This is a genomic window from Halocatena marina (genome assembly GCF_023276375.1).
Taxonomy (GTDB): Archaea; Halobacteriota; Halobacteria; order Halobacteriales; family Haloarculaceae; genus Halocatena; species Halocatena marina.
Map to the genome: position 1 here is coordinate 270,589 of NZ_JALLPK010000001.1, position 22,073 is coordinate 292,661.

Annotated in this window: 14 protein-coding genes and 1 pseudogene; 7 read left to right on the forward strand and 8 right to left on the reverse strand. The window is 52.8% G+C overall.

What is annotated here, in order from left to right:
* The first annotated feature begins 12 nt into the window (after positions 1 to 12).
* The 3 genes from MW898_RS01335 (at position 13) to MW898_RS01345 (ending at position 3,020) form a co-directional block, all read left to right on the forward strand.
* A complete protein-coding gene (locus tag MW898_RS01335; protein WP_248903879.1) occupies positions 13 to 966 on the forward strand; it encodes an arginase family protein in 954 nt (317 codons plus the stop codon).
* 191 nt (positions 967 to 1,157) lie between these two features.
* The gene (locus tag MW898_RS01340) at positions 1,158 to 1,919 is read left to right on the forward strand and encodes a Nif3-like dinuclear metal center hexameric protein (RefSeq protein WP_248903880.1); all 762 of its coding nucleotides are present in this window, start codon (positions 1,158 to 1,160) and stop codon (positions 1,917 to 1,919) included.
* Between the two features lie 87 nt (positions 1,920 to 2,006).
* Positions 2,007 to 3,020: a deoxyhypusine synthase gene (locus tag MW898_RS01345; protein WP_248903882.1), complete on the forward strand. Its 1,014-nt coding sequence runs from the start codon at positions 2,007 to 2,009 to the stop codon at positions 3,018 to 3,020.
* Positions 3,021 to 3,131: 111 nt separating this feature from the next.
* On the opposite strand, the gene MW898_RS01350 is transcribed toward MW898_RS01345, so the two are convergent.
* From MW898_RS01350 to MW898_RS01370, 5 genes are all read right to left on the reverse strand, one after another.
* Positions 3,132 to 4,202: an actin-like salactin gene (locus tag MW898_RS01350; RefSeq protein ID WP_248909683.1), complete on the reverse strand. Its 1,071-nt coding sequence runs from the start codon at positions 4,200 to 4,202 to the stop codon at positions 3,132 to 3,134.
* Positions 4,203 to 4,390: 188 nt separating this feature from the next.
* Positions 4,391 to 5,560 (reverse strand): FlaD/FlaE family flagellar protein, encoded by a 1,170-nt coding sequence (locus MW898_RS01355; protein WP_248903884.1) that lies wholly within the window; start codon positions 5,558 to 5,560, stop codon positions 4,391 to 4,393.
* A 708-nt stretch (positions 5,561 to 6,268) separates the two neighbouring features.
* On the reverse strand, positions 6,269 to 7,231 hold the full coding sequence (locus tag MW898_RS01360) for a hypothetical protein (RefSeq protein WP_248903886.1): 963 nt from the start codon (positions 7,229 to 7,231) through the stop codon (positions 6,269 to 6,271).
* Between the two features lie 337 nt (positions 7,232 to 7,568).
* Positions 7,569 to 7,964: a winged helix-turn-helix transcriptional regulator gene (locus tag MW898_RS01365; RefSeq protein ID WP_248903887.1), complete on the reverse strand. Its 396-nt coding sequence runs from the start codon at positions 7,962 to 7,964 to the stop codon at positions 7,569 to 7,571.
* A gap of 178 nt (positions 7,965 to 8,142) precedes the next feature.
* Entirely contained in the window at positions 8,143 to 9,900 is a 1,758-nt protein-coding gene (locus MW898_RS01370; RefSeq protein WP_248903889.1) for a flippase activity-associated protein Agl23, read from the reverse strand.
* Positions 9,901 to 10,169: 269 nt separating this feature from the next.
* On the opposite strand from MW898_RS01370, the gene MW898_RS01375 reads away from it, so the two are divergent.
* The 4 genes from MW898_RS01375 to MW898_RS01390 all read left to right on the forward strand — a co-directional run bounded on the left by MW898_RS01375 (position 10,170) and on the right by MW898_RS01390 (position 18,515).
* Positions 10,170 to 10,940 (forward strand): hypothetical protein, encoded by a 771-nt coding sequence (locus tag MW898_RS01375; RefSeq protein WP_248903891.1) that lies wholly within the window; start codon positions 10,170 to 10,172, stop codon positions 10,938 to 10,940.
* Between the two features lie 762 nt (positions 10,941 to 11,702).
* Positions 11,703 to 13,625 carry an asparagine synthetase B family protein gene (locus tag MW898_RS01380; RefSeq protein ID WP_248903893.1) on the forward strand — a complete coding sequence of 641 codons (1,923 nt, stop codon included), beginning with the start codon at positions 11,703 to 11,705 and terminating at the stop codon, positions 13,623 to 13,625.
* Between the two features lie 47 nt (positions 13,626 to 13,672).
* Positions 13,673 to 15,337: an asparagine synthase-related protein gene (locus MW898_RS01385; protein ID WP_248903895.1), complete on the forward strand. Its 1,665-nt coding sequence runs from the start codon at positions 13,673 to 13,675 to the stop codon at positions 15,335 to 15,337.
* A 166-nt stretch (positions 15,338 to 15,503) separates the two neighbouring features.
* Positions 15,504 to 18,515: an FAD-binding and (Fe-S)-binding domain-containing protein gene (locus MW898_RS01390; protein ID WP_248903896.1), complete on the forward strand. Its 3,012-nt coding sequence runs from the start codon at positions 15,504 to 15,506 to the stop codon at positions 18,513 to 18,515.
* Positions 18,516 to 18,542: 27 nt separating this feature from the next.
* On the opposite strand, the gene MW898_RS01395 is transcribed toward MW898_RS01390, so the two are convergent.
* The 3 genes and pseudogenes from MW898_RS01395 to MW898_RS01405 all read right to left on the reverse strand — a co-directional run bounded on the left by MW898_RS01395 (position 18,543) and on the right by MW898_RS01405 (position 21,823).
* Positions 18,543 to 19,712 (reverse strand): Brp/Blh family beta-carotene 15,15'-dioxygenase, encoded by a 1,170-nt coding sequence (locus MW898_RS01395; protein ID WP_248903897.1) that lies wholly within the window; start codon positions 19,710 to 19,712, stop codon positions 18,543 to 18,545.
* The gene (locus MW898_RS01400) at positions 19,688 to 20,443 is read right to left on the reverse strand and encodes a lycopene cyclase domain-containing protein (protein WP_248903898.1); all 756 of its coding nucleotides are present in this window, start codon (positions 20,441 to 20,443) and stop codon (positions 19,688 to 19,690) included. The genes MW898_RS01395 and MW898_RS01400 overlap by 25 nt, the downstream gene beginning before the upstream one ends.
* A gap of 673 nt (positions 20,444 to 21,116) precedes the next feature.
* Positions 21,117 to 21,823: pseudogene (locus MW898_RS01405) on the reverse strand (bacteriorhodopsin).
* Positions 21,824 to 22,073 lie beyond the last annotated feature (250 nt).

Here is a 22,073-nt window from a genome sequence, read left to right on the forward strand (position 1 = left end):
GTTCGATCTCCGATGTTTCCTGGCGCAGCAGCCGATCGGAACGTTGCGGATTACGTACTCCTTGGTGCGCCACTCGACGTTTCGACGACGTTCCAGCCCGGTACTCGATTTGGGCCGGATCGTATTCGACAGCATGCCCGAACGTTCGATGACTTTGATCACCACACAGGACTCCGGTTTTCTGATCTTGGTGTGCACGACGGCGGAGACCTCCACGCGTGGGATGACGCTGCCGAATACATCGGATTCCTCGAAGGAATGCTCTCTGACGTGCGTGACGACGGAGCACTCGGAATACCCATCGGTGGTGAACACACAGTCTCACTCGCTGGGGTGCGCGCGTTCGATCCGGACGTTTTCGTCTGTCTCGACGCCCACCTCGATCTCCGATCGGAGTACGACGGTAACCCGATGAGCCACGCGACCATTACGCGTCAGGCTCTCGACGTTGCCGACAGAGCGATCATCGTGGGCGCACGCACCGGAAGCGAAGACGAATGGGAACGAGCGAGTGAGAACGATGTAACAGTCATCCCACCCGACGAAGTGACAGCATGGACATCTGAACTACAAGTACAATCCAACCGTATACTGGATCAAAAGCCAGCCCCAGCGTCAAATCCGGTGTCAACATCAGACTTAGACTTAGACTCAGACTCCGATTCCGACTCAGATTCAAATTCCGATTTAAATTTGAATTTTGATTGGGGGTCGGTATTTGGCGGTGATGTCTACTTGAGTGTCGATATTGACGGTGCAGATCCCGCATTTGCGCCAGGGACAGGGACGATGGAGCCGTTCGGTCTCATGCCACGGGAAATGCATGACGTGGTACGAGCACTTGCGCCCCACTGCACTGGCTTTGATGTGGTTGAGGTAAACGACCGTGATGATGGGCAGGCAGCAGCGCTCGCTGGGAAACTCCTTCGGGCGTTCGTCTACGAACACGCTGCACGCTCAGAGTGACGTGAAACGCCCTGTCACATCTACCGTCGGATCAGTTTTCGTGCTTTCTTGATGATGCGTCGTTTTACGCTCGATGGCAACTTGTGCCACACGCGACGAGCTGTTTTCAGTTTACTCATGGGTTATCTGTCTGATAGACACCCGCATTTCGATCGCAGTGGTTGTTAGTCTGGTGGTCAATACAGCCATACATGGATCTCTGTGAGCTTTGTTCACGACTCGACACTCGTCTCCGAACGACTGCGTACGCCGACCTCGATGCGAGCGCGAACGGTCTTCAGGTTGGCCCGCGCGAACAGGAAATCGAACGGGCGGCATTCGCGGTTGATGGCGCTGTTGCAACGATTGAACGAGCGGCTGCGTTCGATGCTGATCTCCTTCTCGTCCACCATGGTCTCTCGTGGGGCGGATTCGAGCGAGTAACCGGTCAGGACTACGATCGTATCGCACCGCTCATCGAGGATGACATCGCGCTATACGTCTCGCATCTCCCACTCGACGGGCATCAGGAACTCGGCAACGCGGCGGGACTTGCCGATCATCTCGCGCTCGATGATCGTGTTCCGTTCGGGACACTCGGAAGCGAGCATATCGGCCAGCGTGGGCGGCTTTCGACCCCGCTTGCGACCGAGAAACTGGCGAAACGGCTCACAACACTCGAGGGTGAATCCGAAGTACAGACCCTTCCATTCGGTCCCGAGACGATCGAGGATGTGGCGATCGTTACTGGGAGCGGTGTCGACTGGCTCGATGAAGCGCGCGCTGCTGGTGTGGACGCGTTCATCACCGGTGAAGGAAAACAACAGGCGTACCACGAGGCGCGCGAGGCAGGTATCAACGTCTATCTCGCCGGGCACTACGCAACGGAGACGTTCGGTGTGCGAGCGCTCAAGACGCTCGTCGAAGAGTGGGGGATTGAGACGACGTACATCAGCCATCCGACCGGGTTGTGAGCGTGGTTGAGCCGGCTCCGAGAGCGTCGCATCCGAACGAGTATCGTAGATCGCGTCGTTCAAACCCTCGCCACCCACAGGGTACGCATGAGCGAGGATTCCAGTCACGGGCACGACACTCCCCGAGAGGAGTTTCAGCACGATCCTATCGGACACACGACGGTTGGCGCTGGAATGACGGTTGCAGATCTAATCGATGAGTACGGGAAGGCGGGCATTGGAGCGGCAGATCTCCACAAAACTGTCGATGTCGCCGCGGAGATGTTTGCGGACGATGTCACCGTTTTCTTCGGTCTCGCGGGCGCGATGGTCCCCACTGGGATGCGCGCCATCGTCACGGATCTCATTCGACGCGGGCATATCGACGTGCTCGTCACCACAGGCGCGAACCTCACTCACGATGCTATCGAGGCAATCGGCGGTAAACACCACCACGGCCGAGTCTGTGACGACCAGCGCACAGAGCGAGAACACGACGAGCAGCTTCGTGACGAGGGAGTTGACCGGATCTACAACGTCTATCTTCCACAGGAACATTTCGCTCAGTTCGAGTCACACCTTCGTGATGAGGTGTTTCCAGCGTTCGACGAACCAGTGAGCATTCGCGCGTTCACAGCGGAACTCGGGCGTGCAAACGCCGACGTCAATGAACGCGAGGCGATCGAGGAAGATGCGGGTATCGCTGCTGCTGCCTACGCGAACGATGTACCTGTCTATGTACCAGCGATTCAAGATTCTGTGCTCGGTCTCCAAGCGTGGCTTCGTTCACAGGTTCAACCGTTCTCATTGGACGCACTCTCGGATATGTCTGAGTTAAATGATTTTGCATATGACGCTGACAGCTCCGGCGCGTTTGTCGTCGGTGGAGGCGTTCCGAAGAACTTCGTTCTACAGACGATGCTCGTCGCACCAGACGCCTACGACTATGCGGTCCAACTGACGATGGACCCTCCACAAACTGGCGGTCTGTCCGGTGCAACGCTCGATGAAGCCCGCTCGTGGGGTAAATTGGAGAAAGACGCGCGTAACGCATCGATCTATGCCGACGCGACGATAACACTGCCGCTCGTCGTTGCAGGTGCATTGGATCGAATCGAGTGAGCTGCTGTCTGACATACTGTTAGTATTCAAGTCTCTCCAGTGACTTGTTAGCGATTGAAGGGGACCACGTGGGAATCCACGGTCTCAGTAGTAGTCGTGAGGAGCGTGCGTTCAGTAGGATTCTTCTTCGACGAAACGTTCTGCGATGCGTTGTGCACCCCGTGCAGCGGCCGTAACGGGTTCTTCAGGCGCTGTGACTTTGACTTCATGTTGGAGTTCCTCACTGAGTCGATCTTCGAACTCTTCGACCAGTCCGGGGATGCACGCCATTCCTCCGGTCAGGACGATCGGTTCATCTAAGGTCTGTTTGTAGATCTTGATGTAACGGTTCGCCAGTTGTGGCAGGAAGTTGTTGGCGATTTCATCGACTGCGTCATCGACATATCGGTCGAGTGCGTCCGTCACACTGCGTTCGATGGTGAATTCGTGAGTGCCGCCACCAGGCTGTTGGATAATATCGGTGAACGGCTCGAAGTCGTTGAAGTCACCGTGTTGCTCTTTGTACTCTCGTGCAGTCGTCTGATCGATGTTTACCCGACCTTGTGTCTCTTCTTCGACGTAGTTAGAGATCCAGCGATCGACTTCATTACCTGTGACAGCACCGGTCGAAAAGCGCGAGAGTTGTTCACCCCGGCGGTACGCACAGGCTTCGAGATTCGTCGAACCCATGTTGATCGCGATGAAGATGCGTCCGATTGCGTCCAACCCGGTACCGATCGCCGGAATCGAACCACAGAGTGACTCGGGATAGCTCCGGATAAGCTTTGTACCAATGCCACTCTCTTCGATGACGTTCGCCAGATTTGACAGCCCACGCTCGTTGTCAATCGTTGGGATTGCATAGACAACGACGCTGTCCTCCGAAACATCATTCGCTTGGATGAATTTATTGAAGAACGTCGCAGCTGCTTCTGCCCGCTCGTCGTCTTCTGGGAGGCCAGAACGGAGCATGAATTGGACTCGCTCGGGATACTCGTTCGCTGCCTCCTCTCCGTAGATGGCGCGTCGCTTACCGGTCAAAACGTCCTGATAGGTTGCGAGACACGTGAGTGCCTCGTGTGTTCGTATAACACTTCCCTGTGGTTGAACAACAACCGTTCGGGTACTGCCAAGCTTAACGCCCACTGGAGAGAGGTTCGTTTCAGTTGTTTCCTCCTCCTCCTCCAATTCCTCATCGAGCATATCGTGCGACTGTTTCATCTCCTGGTACTTAGCATCATCCGTCTAGTTCTGAATTTTTCGATCTTTTACACATACAGGTGTATGTATGAGAAATGCATCTATAACTATGAAAACAATAAAATTTCATATAGTATTAGAATGTGTGAGTAACGTACAATAACGTAAGAAAACCCCCGCGGATCGACCCGTCAGTAGAAGACCATCCCCTCGGAGTTGACTGAGGCGATCTTAGCGATGTAAGCAAAACTCAGTAGGTGGTCACCACGGTCGAATACTTTGTATCCGTTGCCGTCGTAGTGGTCGTTCCAGCGTATTCGGTTTTGGAGGTCCTCTTCGACGCTTTTAGTGAACCAACCAATTTCGTGGTAGCGTTCGATTGCGTTGATCGCTCCTTCAGTTCCAGCTTCGTGTGTGAGAAACTCGAGCCAATCGCTGATAAACGCTCCTGCTGCCTCGGTCGAAATTCGCGTAAGGTAGGGCTTCTCACCGACCATCTCTGGGTCGATTCCTTCGAGTGTAAGCAATCGTTGATGTTGTTCTGGGGTCGGGTCCTCTATGCGTGACCGATGTTCTTCGGGGGGGTCGGACCAAACGAATCCGTGGACTTCGGTCTCTAACTCGTTCGAGAGATGATCGACGATATCACAATCAGAAATCGCTTGAAGCTCCGATATATCATAGTTAATCGGATCGATAGCAGTTTTGGCGTACTGTTGTTCCTGTCCTCCATCATCCCCGTTTACGACGGATTGTTTGCCGGTTGTGTTTTCAGCAGATTGCCCATCAGCTGTGGTTTCAGTGTGTTGTTGTGTTGAACTGTCGCTGTTATGCGTTTCTGTATCCGATTGGATATCGTTGTTCAAGCCATTGTCATCCCACTTTTCGAACTTCGAGTCATTACTGTCCCACCCTTCGAACGATTCTGTTGGCTTTTCCTGCAATTGTGACTCTGATTCAGTCTCGGACAACGACTGTGACTGGGCTTCCGAGGCGGATTCATTGGTTGTGTTACTCCACTGGAACCCAGGGCCGTTGTCTCCTGTCTGTTCCGATCTCTGATATGTAAACCCGCCATCAGAACTGTGTGTCGTTTGGTTCGATGCAGTATTTTTATCTAAATCAGTAATTTTCTCACCAGTGTTTTGAGATTGTGGCTTTTCTTTCGATTGTGTGTCTGATTGAGAAGATGTTGTGTTCTTGGTATCCTGCTGATGATCGGCGTCGTCTCCCTGACTTTCTGCCTCTGTCTCGTTTCTCACCCAAACGAATCCATGATTGTCGTCTCCGCTGTTCGACGTATCATCGATGCTCCTTTCACGGAGGTCCGACACGTCGTATCTGCTCGGATCGACGACCATCACCTTTCAAAGATAGTGGGTAACAACAGCACAACAATCTTTCTCCATCGACTGACGAAGAATCCTTCATATCACAACTAATTAGTCAGTGGCTGTTATAATCTTACACCACCTTCGTATCGTGCCGAGTACTGTAGATGATGGCTGATGACGATGAATACGACCCGAGCCGGATTCGGCACCCGGTGATGACGAACCCTATGAGTGCCGAGGCCATACCCCATGCTTTGATAGACTAATCGATTGTTCTCAATTGATAATATGTATCCGTTCTTCTATAGGAGGATATATATCGTATCTATTTTGTATTTGTTCATTTTATTGTCAAATCAGTTCTGATGTCTTTGGTGAATGTCTGGTCCGGAGTGGAAACGATCGAATCGGTGGATGTGTGGTTCTGGACACCGGAGGCGTTACTCACTGGATATACAGATACGACAAAAAACGGATCCGTCACAGCCTGCCAACACAGCTTTGAGGAGGGCTACGGATCATCACTATCGAACTGTTCGGTAAAAGTCCCGCGAACGTACTCGTTTTTCATTTCTATATTCTCTATTGACCGAAGCTGACAGCCAGTACACGCCGCGATCCCCACTCACAACAGAAGATCGTCTCGTCGGCACTAGTGATTTGAACTGAGCTGTATCGTAGCAATTGAAAAAACAGTAACTATCGAACAATCCACAGACCGTTCGAATTTGGAACCTAACAGTCTTCCTTATCTCGCTTTTTGTCGTGTTTCCGGTCGTCGTGTTTTTTGTCCCGCTTTTTGTCGTGTTTCCAATCGTCGTGTTTTTCGTCCCGCTTTTTGTCGTGTTTCCAATCGTCGTGTTTTTCGTCCCGCTTTTTGTCGTGTTTCCAATCGTCGTGTTTTTCGTCCCGCTTTTTGTCGTGTTTCCAATCGTCGTGTTTTTCGTCCCGCTTTTTGTCGTGTTTCCAATCGTCGTGTTTTTCGTCCCGCTTTTTGTCGTGTTTCCAATCGTCGTGTTTTTCGTCCCGCTTTTTGTCGTGTTTCCAATCGTCGTGTTTTTCGTCTCGCTTCTCGTCGTGTCTCACGTCAAGCTCTTCATTGCTTGCGTCGTGATCTTTGCCGTCTTTGCTGTCCCACTTCTTATCGTGTTCCCGGTCGTGTTTTTTGTCGTGCTTCCAGTCGCGATTACCGCTATCGCTGTTCGGACACCGGATGCGGAACCAGCAGATTCTCTTCTTTTCTCGCTTGTCTGCTTTAATTGTAGCACAGTAGGTACTATCGACTGGCTCAGCGACGACTGGCTTGCGCTTTTTACAATGTTTGAACTTATCGCGCCAATCGTGGTCTGATTCTTCATCGTGTCGCTTCTTCTTGTGGGTCGCATACGAGACAGCGAATGGGAAATGTGCGTAGATTTTTACTTTCTTTTTATCTCCTTTGATCCGGAATCTGTCCGGTTTGGAATCATTGGTATCATTCCCGTTATCGTTGAGCACGTGATGGTTCCATTCCCCATCTTTGCGCACGTAAACGATGTCGAGATCCTTTGGGCACTTTTTCGTGTTAGTATCGTTGTCGTTATCCTCGCCATCGGTTGCAACGGTGACGCCTGTACCAATGCCACCGAGAGTAATGCCGGATACACCGAGCGCCTTTATCAAGTCTCTACGACTAACAGATCGTTTGATACCCCTCATGGTACACCGTCACACAAAATGCCGTTTCGACTTTGTTATGGATAACTTTAAACTGATACTATATCGTAGGAACATATTATTGAATACGGGCGATGAATATTGTCAAAATATGTATGTTAACGTTATATATGTTAGAATATATTATTTTATAGTTGTGACTATTTGCACGAGAGTGTAGCTATAGTTATTTTCTATTTGTGGCTTCCATAGCGATTGCCACGCTAAAGACAATTCACAACGAATCTCCAGTACTCGCTTTTGCTAAAATCCTCAAAGGAAACAGGTCTGGGGGATGCTAGTGGTAGTAGACTTCGACTGATCACCGTGACGTTCACTGTTAAGTGGACGATTCGAGATCGTGGTGGTCTGTCCAGACACCCAAATACCAGAACATCGGCGCAAGATCCTGTGCTTTGTCTGTTGATTCGTACTCCACCCGTGGTGGTATCTCATCGTACGATTGGCGGGTTAGTAACCCTGCTTCGGTCAGTTCCCGCAGACGGTTTGAGAGTGTGTTCGGTGCGATGTCGATCATCTCCTCAAGATCGGAGAATCGTAGAGGATCGTCAGCACATGAAAACCGATGGAGAATAGCAATCGTGTGCTTTTTTCCGAGCAAATTGAGAAGCACAGCCATCGTTTTATTTGTTTCTCGTGCGAGGTCACTCCCTGGTTCCCTCGTCGAATCGTCAGCGAGGATCGTCTCGGCAAACTCCTCGGCAATAGGCTTCACGTGTTCTGCTATCGTTTCTGAAGTATAAAACTTGTTTTGGCGAAGCTAAAGATGGAGTACAGTTCTAGAGGTGGTGTGACTAATTCGTAGCAACAACTAAGAAACCGTCCAGAAACCGAACAGATGATCTGACTGAGCTGCGTTCCGGATGCTAACACCCAACGTGATAGAGGTATCGTCAGGAGTCGTTCGTGTTTCGAAAGAATACCACGAGCGTTCTGTCACCAATTTCGTCAAGTCGGTACCGTTTGGCGGTGTAGCTCTGTCCAAGCTTCTGTGCAACAGCGGAACGATTGGCCGCTGTTGTAATCACCACCGGCGGTGGTTCGGATCCAATGTCATCAGCAACGGCCACACTTGTCACATCGGCACCGATCGTTTCGGTATACCATGGGACTGGGATCCGACGGAACCACGCTGCTGTTGCTGGTGGAGCAGTACGGGAAGACTCGTTCGACACGAGCGAACGGCCAACGTACAGCACATCCGTATCGTTTCCGCCAGTTGCAGCCGCGTGGTCGATGGCGGTGATGACGGTCTGCAGTTCTTCCGGTGCCTGTGCATAGTAGACGATCTCGTTGCCGTCTCCTCCGTTTCTTGGGCTGTCGTATGGATTGAGATAGCTCGTCTCTATAGCTGTGAGGCCAGAAGAGACCACCAGAGTCCCCAGTAGCACAGTCGCACCACCTGCTTTGACCATCGCTCGCGTGCGCTCGCTTGCGATGGTACTCCCGTCGGAACGTGCAGTCTCCTGTGAAGACAGCTGGCTCTGCCCCCATCGATAGACGACGCCGACACCAACCGCTGCTGGAATCGAAAGTGCCACGACAGCGTGCACCGTTGACCACGGCACCGGAACGCTGTTTGCGAGTGGATATCCAACCGTTGCGGCAACTCCGCAGTAGAAACTGAACTCCACCAGATCGCGGGTACTACCAGCGTAGCGATCATAAAGAAAGCCAACGATTGCTAACAAGCAGACGCCCATCGCGCCCATTGCCAATGTCCAGAGGGTGTCCAGAAGATATGGAAGATACGGATGACTCTGAATTGACCCACCAGCCCAGTGTTCAATGGCCTTTTGGTAGGAGCCAAGCGTCGCTCGCTCGATGACAGCGGGAAGCATCTCAAACTTACCACCCACCGCTTTCCAGAGACCGGGCGCTCTCGCCTCGGGACTACGAGGTGCATAAAAGAAGATCACAATAAGAAAAAAGAGCAGGATCGCTCCCACCAAATGAGTCGCCCACGTACGAAAGCCAGCCACAGCGTGCACAGTGAGCGACCGGACAAACGAGACCGGTCCGGATCCCTCCTCACGGACTCGAAGCAACCGACGATCGAACACGAGCAAGGCCGCACCGCCCCACGTCAGCAACCACAGCAGGACGCTCTCTTTGGTGGTAAACGCGATTCCGAGCGCGATCGTCATTCCGTAGAGATACCGCGGCGCACGCGTATCGTACGCCCGAACCAACAACCCGAGTGCGACGAGCATGAACGCCGCAAGCGGAAGGTCGTTTCGCATAAAGCGCGAGTAGTAGAGCAACAGCGGATTGATCGCAAGGATGAATGCGAGCGCAACGATCTCCTCGTTTCGGAGACGGTCGCGGAACAACCACGCTGATAAGGGAAGTAACCCACCAATGACTGCCACGACCAACCGAGCAGTAAACTCGGTCGCTCCGAACACCGAGAAGACTACCGAATTAACTCGCATAAAAAACGGCCCGTGGAGAATCGGACGATACTGCCAGCTACCGTGTTCAAGAAATTTCAGCACCCAATAGCCGACCCACGCCTCATCGTAGTAGAACACTCGATGCCCAAGAGCGTACAAACGGAGGATGAGAGCACCGAACGCGGTCGCGATAACTGCAAGCGGTACCCACCGATCAGCGAGTAATGCACGGAAATCAGCCGCTGTGGAAGGCATGTCGGGGCTGGTTTGCTGATCGTAATATATCTTTTGTCAGAAGTGGAATTGTTTACGGACAAAATATACCCGCGAGGTATCAGCTGCGGTTCCAACTTGCCTGCTGCGTTACGGTGACATTCAATCTTTGAACCCATCAATGAGCGATCGATTGGGCGTGAGACGCGTGTATCCCCGCCTGTGTCCCTCACTGAGACGAAAAGCCACAAAATCTATGGCATCGCCGCGTGAATAAGCAGTTCCGGAACACGTTCAGACCCATCCACGCTATGTTTGAGGCTACCATCGAAATTGTACTTGAAAACCCCGTGACGGTTATCGCGCTGTTGCCAGCCCTCTACTTCACAGCCACGACGCTCTGGGGCGTCCGAAAGCCATTGGTGTCGATCCTTATGGCCACCACCGCGATTGGGTTATCTCCCATCTTCCTTCTCTTTGTGGTCGGTGAATTCACCGGATCATCCGTATGGATGTCGCTCGGAAACAGTGTCTTTCAAATCGAGGCGTCAGTGGTGGCTGGTGTCGTGCGGGTGTACGATGGGTTGATAGCGGCGTGGCTCCGCCTCTTCGCGTTGGTGTTCGATAGCCTGCTCTCGATTCGACTCCTCCCAGCGGATATGAGTGTCCGAGGGGTACCGGTAAACGAGGTGCTTCCGGTGTGGGTATCGGTGTTTGTGCTCCACGTAGCTGGCGGAGTGATGCTAGTGTATGGACTATACCGAGGAAACGAGAGTTCGTCTATGGATACGCTGTTGCGCGGCGGCGGTGTCGCGTTCTTGATCGCGGGGTTGTTCGTGGTTGTGCTCCAGTCCCGTGTTGTCGCATTCGACGCTTCCGCTATTGGTGTGTTGTTGATGGCGGTAGTCGGACTAGAGATCGGTGTTGCCGTCGTGCTGTTAGGCGTCCGCCCGGACTTTTCTGGTGGAGACAATGATGAGTTCGACGATGCTAGCTCCGCTATGAAAGACGTTCGTGATTCATTGCTGTCTCGTCTCACGATGTATATGAATCGGCTCCAGTCGGACGTGAACGAAGAGTGAACTGTGGCTGTTGACGAGAACTCTGAATCGTCCACCGTGTCGCTGGTCGAACCGAGGACAAAGCCTGCGACGCGAGAATGCTCGTTCGATTCGTGAATCCTGCATACATCAGCAAAACTGAGACTTCCCTCGTAGGAAGCCCCTCCTTTTAGGGTGAGGATGTCACAACTTGTGAGCACCGCCAATAGCTCGTCGGCCTCGTGCTTTCGTTCGATATCACGAACCGTCTCGGGACACACCGATTCAGCGCTGCACAGGACTGTCAAAAGCCTCGTCCGCTGTCATGCTGTCGCCGTTCGTTCCATAGACGCCGCTCCCTATCCGTCGATCTGGCTCACTACTCTATCGACTGACCGCCGAGAGAAGAGTCGTCTTGCAATATCCATAAGTAACCTCCAATCATACGCGTTTTCTATGAGCAGTTTTCGTGATCTGTCGTGTGCACGATTCCCGAATCACCCGTCCCAAATCAATCCGAGAAAGCGAGGCTCGTAGCATGCAGAACGTCTTGGCTTCCGGTACGGTCCGAACTTCGGGTCTGATTTCGTCGTTCGGTTCGGCCACAATGGATAGTTCGGCTTCGCTCGTGATGACGAACATGCCATCGAGCGAGTATCAAAAGACACCGAGACATCGATCGAACTGTGCGCTTGTTCCTGTGATCGGAACACGATCGACCGACAGTCCAGTCTCAATCCCCGGTCGTCGTTGCCGAGCTAGATTGCTCGAACGAGACCAACAGAACACGAGGAAACTCTGAACATGGTTGGTCTCTGTGGCTCGATCGGACAAGACGCTCTCCCCGAGGCAATGGCTGAGTACATCAGCTGGGGCGACGATGAGGAGACCGTCTCATACAGCGATGATCGCATTGATCTGCAGGCGTCATTGCATTCGTTGATCGCTGGCGATCAGCCGGTTGCAGTTGAGGATGAGGATGTCCTCCTCTGGATTTGGGGTGACGTGTACGGCTACGGATCGAGATCGAACTACGTCCCACGGCGGGGGCCACCCGACGGAAGCGCGGAGTTCTGTGCGCATCTCTATGAGGTGTTCGGGATGGATTTCGTCTCTGGACTGAACGGCAATTTCGCGCTCGTCATCTACGATCAAACGGAAAACGCCGTGTCGTTTGTGACTGACCGGTTCGCGACCCGGCCGCTCTACTACGCACAACCGACCGACGACACTCTCATCGTTTCCTCACAGTCTCAATCGCTCACGCTTCATCCCGACATCGAACCAGCGTTCGATCTCCCATATCTTTACGAGTATCTCGATCTCAGGCGCGTGTTCGGTGTGAAAACGCCGATTGCAGGTGTCGAACAGTTCCCACCTGGATCGATTATCACGGTCGATCTCGACGACCTGACGATGACAACGACCAGCTACTGGTCTCCCACGTACGATCCAATCGATAAGCCGTACTCGTACTTCCAAGAGCAGTTTGTCGAGACAATCCAACAGGTGTTCTCGGACTGGACGTATGATGATCTCTCGTATGGCCTGCTCCTGTCGGGTGGAAGCGACTCGCGGCTCGGGCTCGCAGCGATTGACCAACCGGTCACGACATTCCATAATGCTGACTGGATGAGCCGAGAGGCGAAGATCGCACGGCGTGCGGCAAATGCGACAGATAATACGTTCAAGCTGCTGGAACGCGGACCAGATTACGACGCCGGACTCCTCGAAAACGCGTCACCGTTGTCGAATTTCAGTGGCTGGTTCGATCAGGCATACTTCCTTGGATTCGAAGAGGAGGTCACAGCAGAAGTCGACGTTCTCGTCTCAGGGTTGTATGCCGATACGCTGCTCGGTGGCGGACAGCTCGAAACACCCACCGTCTCTCTCGATCCGCTCGGGAACCTCACGATACCCACTGCACAGTCGGTCAATTCGATCGATGAGTACATCGACTCTCAGATAAGTGAGGGAATCGAACCGCTTCCGTATTTCTCTGATGACTGGTCTCTTTCGAGCGTTTTATCCGACAACATTCACGAGACACGTGACGGTATTGTCAGCCACGGTATCCATTACGATTCGATCGAAGATCTGGTGATGTACGGCGGCTACTACCCGCTAAGCTCGGACACCGACGCTATCTTTTCGGAGAGTCTGGCACAAATGCGGCCGTACCGAACGCCGTTCCTTGACAATCGGATCGTCGATCTCCAACAACAGATCCCGAAGCGGTTCTTCCTTCGCCGTAACTTCGTCAATAAGGCAGTCGAACAGATCGATCCAGCACTCGCTGAGATACCACACGCCCACACCGGCGTCCCACTCAAGTACCCGTTCATTGTCGAGTATCTCGGGACGAATCTCAATGGACTCTGGTGGAAACACGTCGCCGATACCAGTGTACCAGAACCGTACCTCGACCACACACCATGGCCAAACAGAGAGGAACTCATCCGTGCTCGACCGTTCACCACCGAGACGCTGAACGAATGCAGTGAATATCTATCGGATCTGTCATTCCTCGATGTCGATGGCGCATGGCAATGCTATCACGAACATCTCGACGGAGAGGACAATACGACGATATTATATTCTTTGTTGACGTTCCTCCGAATGCGGGCCACAGAAGCGGTCCATCATTCATCTCAAACAGAGAATACCGACCGGTCCACGCCGGTCATCGAACCAAATTCGACCGCATCAGAAGGAAAAACGCGATGAGCCATACTCTCGAAAAGTATCAAAGTAGTGAACTATCGAGTCGACAGATGAACAAAGAGTTGTTTGGTATCTTCGGTGACAGAGATCAGTTCGACGAGTGTCGATCTGAGGACGAATTTGATGAAATACTTTCAGGTGATCAGGTTACTGTTGGTATTCGTGATCCGGGCCTCGGTGTGAAAGGACGGAGTGCGAGTCATTCGGACGATCATGGTCTCTGTTTCATCTGGGGTGAGGTGTACGCTGCGGACAGTAACGCGACGAATGAAGCTGATAATAATATCGCACAGTGGCTCTTTGAGGAGTATACGAGTCGCGGCGTAGCTGCTCTCTCTGATCTAAATGGATCGTATGTCGTTGCTCTCGAACACGATGGTGAAGCGATCGTTTCGACAGATCAAATCCGTTCGTGGGAATGCTTTTACGCTAATTCAAACGGCTGTAGGGTGTTCAGCACGGACTTTTCTGTAATCCACAGTTTTCTCGATGATCCACAGTATCATCGACCATCGTTGCTTGAATATATCCACCTCGGAACGGTGCTCGGTGATCGAACGATTATTAAGAATGTTCATCGAGTCCCGTTCGACGCCTATCTGACGTCGGACTCCGTCGAGTCGTTGTCTCGATTTGTATACAAACCGCGACCGTTCGATTACGTCACCGAACTGACACAGCGACTCTTACGAGCTGTTGATCGTCGAGCAAACCTCCCCGGCCCGAAGGGACTACTCCTTTCAGGTGGGAACGACTCTCGGATCTTTCTTTCTCGGATACCTGATATCGAGCAGTGTTATACGATCGGCAATCCGAACTCGCGGGAAGTCAAGGTCGCCCAAAAGGTAGCAGCGCAGTACGGGTCGAAACACACGGTATTGCTTCCGGACGATGGCTATCTCATGCCGACCGATGAGAAAAGTCGGTACTCACAAGGAATCAAGGAATCATTGCACATCCACCACGCCGGTTTCGATGATGCATTCGAGATGAAGACTATCTATCACGGAACGCTGTTCGATACGCTCCTTAAAGGCTACTTTCTCGAACGTGATGGTCTCGAACTGTTTGGAACGAAGCTTCCTTCGACGAAGCTCGTTTCGAACCCACGTCCGATCAAATCGTTGCTCGGGACGCTCGGGTTTTTCCCTGAAGACAGCGAGTCAGTCGGCGTGGCGACTGAAGAGCTCTTTGAGGAGGATCTCACCCTCGACTCACCGTACGAATTCCTTCGTGGACAGTTCGAGAAAGAACTGGAGACGTGTTGGGAACGCACCGATTCGGTTCACAACGCTATGGACCTCCTCGTCATCAAAAACCAACCCGTCTTACCATCGCATACACACCTCGCGGACAACTACTACGAGGCGTTCGTCGCCGCTGACCGCGAACTCGTCGAATGGCACCTGATGACGCCGCCAGAATATCGACGGTATGAGACATTCCGGAAGGCAATCGAACGGATCGATTCCGATATCCTCAAACATCGGCCACAGAGCCAGCCACTCCCCTCCGTCCGGCTGAATCAGATCGAACGGTTCCTCCGACGCAAGCTCCCATTTCTCGAACCGTTCGAACCGGCATGGCCCGATCGAGACGAGATTTACGACCAACATGCCATGGACCAAAGACTGTTCCCCGATGAGTACGCAATCCGGCGACTCCCCGCACGACTGAAGCTCCGAATCCACGACGCCCGCTGGTGGCTATCGTAGCTGTCATGGCCCGTCGTCGGTGATCAGAGCCGCCCTCGCATCAATTCGATAGTAACACACAATTCGGAGGTATTCAAACACATTAGGTAATTAATCGTATCTTATCTATTTTGCGAATAATACCGATTCCCACAGTATTTAACATCAACAATCGCTCAGAGAGAATATGGCCGTCGAGGACAACTATCACGAAGCCGAGAGTCTCGACACATCGGTGGATTCACTCGGGTACGACCATCCGGACGCATCCCAATACCGAGAGCTGGCTGTCGACTTGCGCAGCCGACTCGATGGCGGCGTACAGTTCGATGAATACGCACAGATTCTGTACGCAACTGATGGCAGTATCTATCAGGCCCGACCGGCGGGTGTCGTCTTCCCAAAACACACAGCAGATGTGCAAGCAGCTGTGCGGACTGCTGCAGAGCACGATGTTCCGGTGCTTCCTCGTGGGGCTGGTTCGTCACTCGCCGGACAGGCCGTCGGTCCGGGGTGTGTCGTTCTCGATCTCTCTCGGCACATGGACGCCATCCAGGACGTCGATCCCGACGCTCAGACAGTATCTGTCCAACCGGGTGTCGTTCAGGATCATCTCGACGCCCACCTCGAACAGTGGGGGTTGAAGTTCGCTCCCGACCCCGCATCCTCAAACCGGGCGACGATAGGCGGTGGCATTGGCAACAACTCCACAGGGGCACACTCCGTTCGGTACGGCATCACCGATGCTTACACTGAGGAACTTTCGGTCGTTCTCTCGGACGGCTCGTACATTCACACCCGAGAGATCGTCCTCGACAGCGAGGAGTGGGACGATATCGTCTCGAACGACGACCTCGAAGCCGAGATTTACCGCACTGTTCGTCAGCTCGTCGAGGAGCACGAAGCGGAGATCGAACACCGGTATCCAACGCTAAAACGCAGCGTTAGTGGATACAATCTCCACAAGGCTATCTACGAGAACAGCGAGGGAGAGACGGTCATCAACCTCTCGAAGCTCTTTGTTGGCGCCGAGGGCACGCTTGGTGTCGTCGTCGAAGCCACGCTCGAACTGGTTTCTGTCCCCGAGCAAACAGCACTCGCGCTGTACTGCTTCGATGATCTCGTTCAAGCGATGGAAGCCGTTCCAGAGGCGCTCTCGTTCGACGTGAGCGCGGTCGAATTGATGGATGACGAGGTCATCCGACTGGCGCTCGAATCGACACAGTACGCCCAGTACGCCGAACCGATCCCGGACGGCACCGAGGCAGCACTCATGTTGGAGTTCGATTCTGAACTCCACAGCGACTTCGAGGCGGCCATCGAAGAGACGAACGGTCATTTTGTCGATTCCGGAGCAGCGTTCGATGTGCTCAAAGCGTACAGTTCTGAGGCACAGGCGAAGCTCTGGAAGCTCCGAAAGGCAGCGATTCCGCTGTTGATGAGCCTTGAGGGCGACCCGAAGCCGTATCCGTTCATCGAGGACGCGACGGTTCCACCAGAGGAATTGGCCGAATACGTCCAACAGTTCGAGACCGTTCTCGACGAACACGATACATCCGCTGCGTACTTCGCGCACGCGGGGAGCGGAACACTCCACATCCGCCCGATCCTCAACCTCAAAACCGAACAGGAAATCGAGACGATGCACTCCATCACAGAGGACGTGACCGATCTCGTGCTCGAACATCACGGGTCGTTCTCGGGCGAGCACGGTGACGGAATGGCCCGGACGGAGTTCACTCCGAAGATGTACGGCCCGAAGCTGTGGCACGCATTCAAAACGCTCAAGACCGCGTTCGATCCCGAGTGGCTCATGCACCCGGGAAACGTCGTCTATCGGGATACATCGGAGGATATTGGGCCAGACACGAAGCGAGGAACGGGTGCGGACATGCGCGAACACCTCCGGTACGGAGCTGCCTACTCGTCGGTCGAACCACAGACCGAACTCGATTATTCCGACGGATTCTCACATCTCGTCGAGCTGTGTAACGGGTGTGGCACCTGTCGACAGACCGACTCGGCCACAATGTGTCCGACGTACCGCGCATCACGCGAGGAAATTCAAGCCACCAGAGGACGGGCAAACATGCTCCGGGCGGCGATCAGTGGTGAGCTCTCCGAAGATGAGTTGTACTCCGAACGGTTCCAAGAAGAGGTGCTCGATTTGTGCGTCGGCTGTAAGGGATGTGCGAGTGACTGCCCGACTGGTGTCGACATGGCGAAGCTCAAAACCGAGCTGAAACATCACTACCATCAGAAGGAGGGAGTTTCGCTGCGCGAGCACCTGTTCGCGGATATCGACCGTCTGTTCGCGCTCGGGAGTACGTTTGCTCCGCTTTCGAACTGGCTGACGCAGATTCCTGGTGCACGACGTGTCTTAGAGCAGATCGGAATCGCGCCTGATCGAGCGCTTCCACCGTTCACCAGAGAATCATTCGAAGACTGGTTTGAAGCTCGCGGTGGGTCGCACGTCCCACCCTCTCAGGCCGACGCGAGGGTCGTGCTGTTTCCCGATACGTACACGAACTACTGCTATCCCGAACCGGGGATTGCAGCTGTCAAAACCCTTGAGGCGGCGGCTGTCCACATCGAGCTTTTCAGTGACAATCCGAGTGGTCGTCCATCGTACTCGAAAGGACTGCTCGATGTGGCAAAACGGCGGGCCGATCGCAACGTCGATGCGCTGCTCCCGTACGTCGAAGACGGATATGACGTTGTGTTCATCGAACCGTCGGACGCCGTGATGTTCCAAGACGAGTATCTCGATTTACTCTCTGGAACTGCTGTCGAACGCGTGAGTGAAAACGCGTACGGCGTGCTGGAGTACCTCGACAAACAGCGACTCGACGATGTCTTGAACGTTGAGCCGACAGATGAGCAGCTCACGTACCACGGTCACTGCAACCAGAAAGCAATGAATAAGGATCACCACGCAGTGGGCGTGCTGCGGCGGGTGGGTTACACTGTCGATCCGCTCGACAGCGGCTGCTGTGGAATGGCCGGTAGTTTCGGCTACGAAGCAGAGCACTACGATATCTCACAAGCCATTGGTCGCATTCTCTTCGGACAAGTCGAAAACAGTCCCGGTGAGCAGGTAACTGCCCCTGGTGCATCCTGTCGATCGCAGCTCGGAGATCGTGATGGAGGTGAACGACCACCACACCCAATCGAAAAGGTCGTCGAAGTGCTCGAATGAACTGAGTTCGAACAGTGGCGACAGCACTCAGACCCCCCCGGGAATATCGGTTTCATCAGCTGCTTTAGACCACAATCCCTGAGACACGTCCATAAAGAGCACCACAATAACATGTGGGAGTGTAAGTATAGATATAAATACAAGATACATCGAAATGAGTTCTAATGTAGATGTCAGGGTCACAGGAACGAGTATGACGACCACTGAGAGTAATCCAAACGATAGTATCGTAAGTGGGGCTGCTTCTCGTCCAAACCGGATCAGAACCTGTACTGTATCACCTCGGACGAGTGCGGCTTGAGCGCCTGTATCGACAGCCAATAACCGAATAATGTGCCGAAGAGAATGCCAGAAGCAAAAATATACGCCAACTGCTATGAGGGGAGGTACGACAAGGAAATATACATAGAGAAGAACTGTTTCACCGACATCTATCCACCAAACATCGACGGGATGAATGTCTAGTTTCTCGTCGGCGGTTTGACTGACCTTGCCATTCCAAGCTGTTCGAGTACCGGACGCTGCTTCGGATGCGCTCCAGTAGTCGGATACCATGGTCACGAGAATGAGAAGCGAGAATACCATTCCAAACCCTGCACGAACAGGAGCTGAAAAGAGCCACATGAGCTCGAAATTCGACCCGAATAACGCTACCCACGCTGAGACGATAGTTCGATAGTCATCTGGAAAGGCGAGCAGTGGGACCAGCATCGGTAGACCGCCCCGGATCACGACGGTAGCTACCCGTCGCAAACGCGAATCGAGATATTGAGCACCCAGCAGTGCCAGTGCGTAGAGATCTCCCTGTCCCCAATGAAACCACGTGAGCGCGATAAACATCACTGCCGAGGTCTCTGGATAAAACGACCAAAGTATCCCATATACTCCACCAAAGATGGTGTACAGGAGGCCAATCGCTATGAGTCCCCGATATGTTACTTGTAGGCCCGCTGTTCGAGCAGGAGCGAGGTGGTCGACAGCGCCGTGGGGCAACCCGAGGATAACGACGCTTGAGAGTAGGGGGATGTATTGTACCCATACCGGAACTGCCAGATTGAGCTCACTACTAGCGAGCGTTACTGTAATGAGACCAACGAGGAGTATCCAAACTGGCCGAGCTGCAACTCGACAGTAAAACCGTCGAACTGCTTGTGATGCTGTGGGTGCATCGATCACGCCCACCGAGTGATCACCCATCGGTAGAGTATGAGGCCTTGTACGACAAAGAGATTCGTGACAAAAAAGAAAATAGCCTCTTCGATCGGCAGTCCGGCCAGCGTTATCCCGGTTGTGTACGTATCAGCTAGTGTCCAAATGCCGACCGCAATCGCAACGCGATCAGCACCCCACAGGTAGATTGTTGGAACTAATGTTCCGAAGAGGACGACTCGGTAGTGGTACAACAGCTGACAGGGTCCAACTGTCCACTGGAGGGTCAGAACAGGTGCAGCCCAAACGAGAATCGCTCCGAGATAGAACGTATCGAGGCCCTGTAGACAATACAATCCAATACAACCAACAAGCACACCGGTCGTGCAGCCAATAAGTCGTGGAACCGGTCGTAACTGTTGAGAAACATTCGGCCATCCTTCCCGAAGAGGCAGCTGTGCGAGCCAAAATGCGGTCATGAGCGGTTGGACGAGGATAAACAAGTACTCCTCAATTGGGGCATGCCCAACAGTTCTCAGCACTCGTCCTTCTCCGTACTCCCAAACTCCGCGTGCGATAAGGTAGTTATCCCACGGCGTCGTGTACAACAGCGCTACGAGCATGAGGGCCACAACGACGAGCCAATAGATGTGCCCACGATCGTTCGACCTAACTGAATTCCCTTCTGGTCTAATTGCCATCGCTGAGGCTGCTAACACGAGAGTAGCTGGTAGGAGAAATACAATATGAAACTGTAAGTAAGAAATTTGTGGCAACATCGGTAGTTAGGTACCAACCGGGGGTGATCGCATCGTATTCAGTGGCGCTGTCTTGAAACCACGCATCCAGCTGAACAGACACCGTCTCAAGTGAGACGACTTACTGAAGGCTACTACTGGTTTTGTTCGGTACGCCCCTCGGCAACACATCCGAAATAAGAACGATGGTTTCTGAGAGGACGTCGGTGGTGATCTCTCCGAATATGTCGTCGCATCGCTAGACGGTAGACGTTCGCATGATTCCACGGACGATTCGTGACTGAAACAGATATTCACGCGAGTGGCAAATGCCGCTATGTCGCTTTCATCGAAATCGTCTGCCCGAAACACCGTTTGCAAACTGGCGAGCAAGGACTGTTCTGTTCTGTGGGTATCAATTACTCTCCTCAAGACGAGCGAGGAATCCGTGAGTTGTGTATCTCGGGAGGAGATATCCGGATCACTGCCTTCCGTCTTATCAGGCTGGAAAGTGGTACTGACGCTTCGCGCTTTTCCCGTTATAATTCCAATAAGATGTCTGCTCGTAGAAGCTAATATTCGACAAATTTGTTTCTGGTGGGTATGGCTGTCGGTGCTATCGTAGTTAGGCATCGTTGAGTATACTGTTTTGTTTGTACATTGGAATGATGTGGTAGAGAGGGCCGAAAGCTGACGACACTCTTGCCGCGATATATTAGATGTGTGGGTCGGTGGGCTGTGCACCTGTTTTGATTGCTTCAGTTGCCGCATCAAGCACGTCATGGCTCGACAGAAGATGAGACCGATCCCGACTTTCGCTATCAGGTCCAGTACCGTGAAGCCAGCTGTCTCGATGTAGAGACTGACTGTCCCAAGACCTTCCGTTCCGAACAGCCACCAGATTGGATAAATGAGCCAGACGATTATCAGTAGCGTCCGAAGAGTCTCGAATGTGGATTTTGTATCACTGCTAAGACGCTGTGATTCCTCTTCAAGCGTTCTGTAGAGAATATAAAGCAGGACGAGGAGAAAACCTGTGGATATTCCCCACCAAATGAGGCGGTGGGCATCCGCCGAGAGGAATCCGCTCCCGCTGAACAGCGTGGCCAATGCACCAGCCCCAAGCATAAGCATGTCTACCCCAACAAGGGTTGTCAACTGAGTCCAATTCGCGCCCACGAGCAGTCCAAGGTCAATCAGTAGTAGGGGGATGGTAAAGAACCAATCTGTGTATCGGGCCCAATAAATAGGCATTTGTCCCCCACCGACCGTCACTATCGCCAACACAAATTCTATTGATATCAAAAGATAATTGATAAATACGGTGGTGATGACGAATATTGTCACAATATCGAACTTCTGTCGGTGGTTGTTTTTTACACCCCATCCGCGAGCGATGAAATACAGCATACCCAGTAGCATCCCCGTTGTCCCGGTCCAAAGCCATATCTGCTCTCTGATTGGTGCTGGCATAAAAATGAGATCGAGTCGGATGGTAATAAACAGCGTACACAGCTAGTAGGGCTTGCTGCTCGAGAGGCACAATTTTGTAAGATAGATGACTTGACTATAGAAGTATTTATGAATAGTCAAAAATTCATCCCCTCAATCCTCAGCAGTAGTAGGTATTCGACATCTCGAAGCATTATTTCCAAGACTCACACGCATTTAG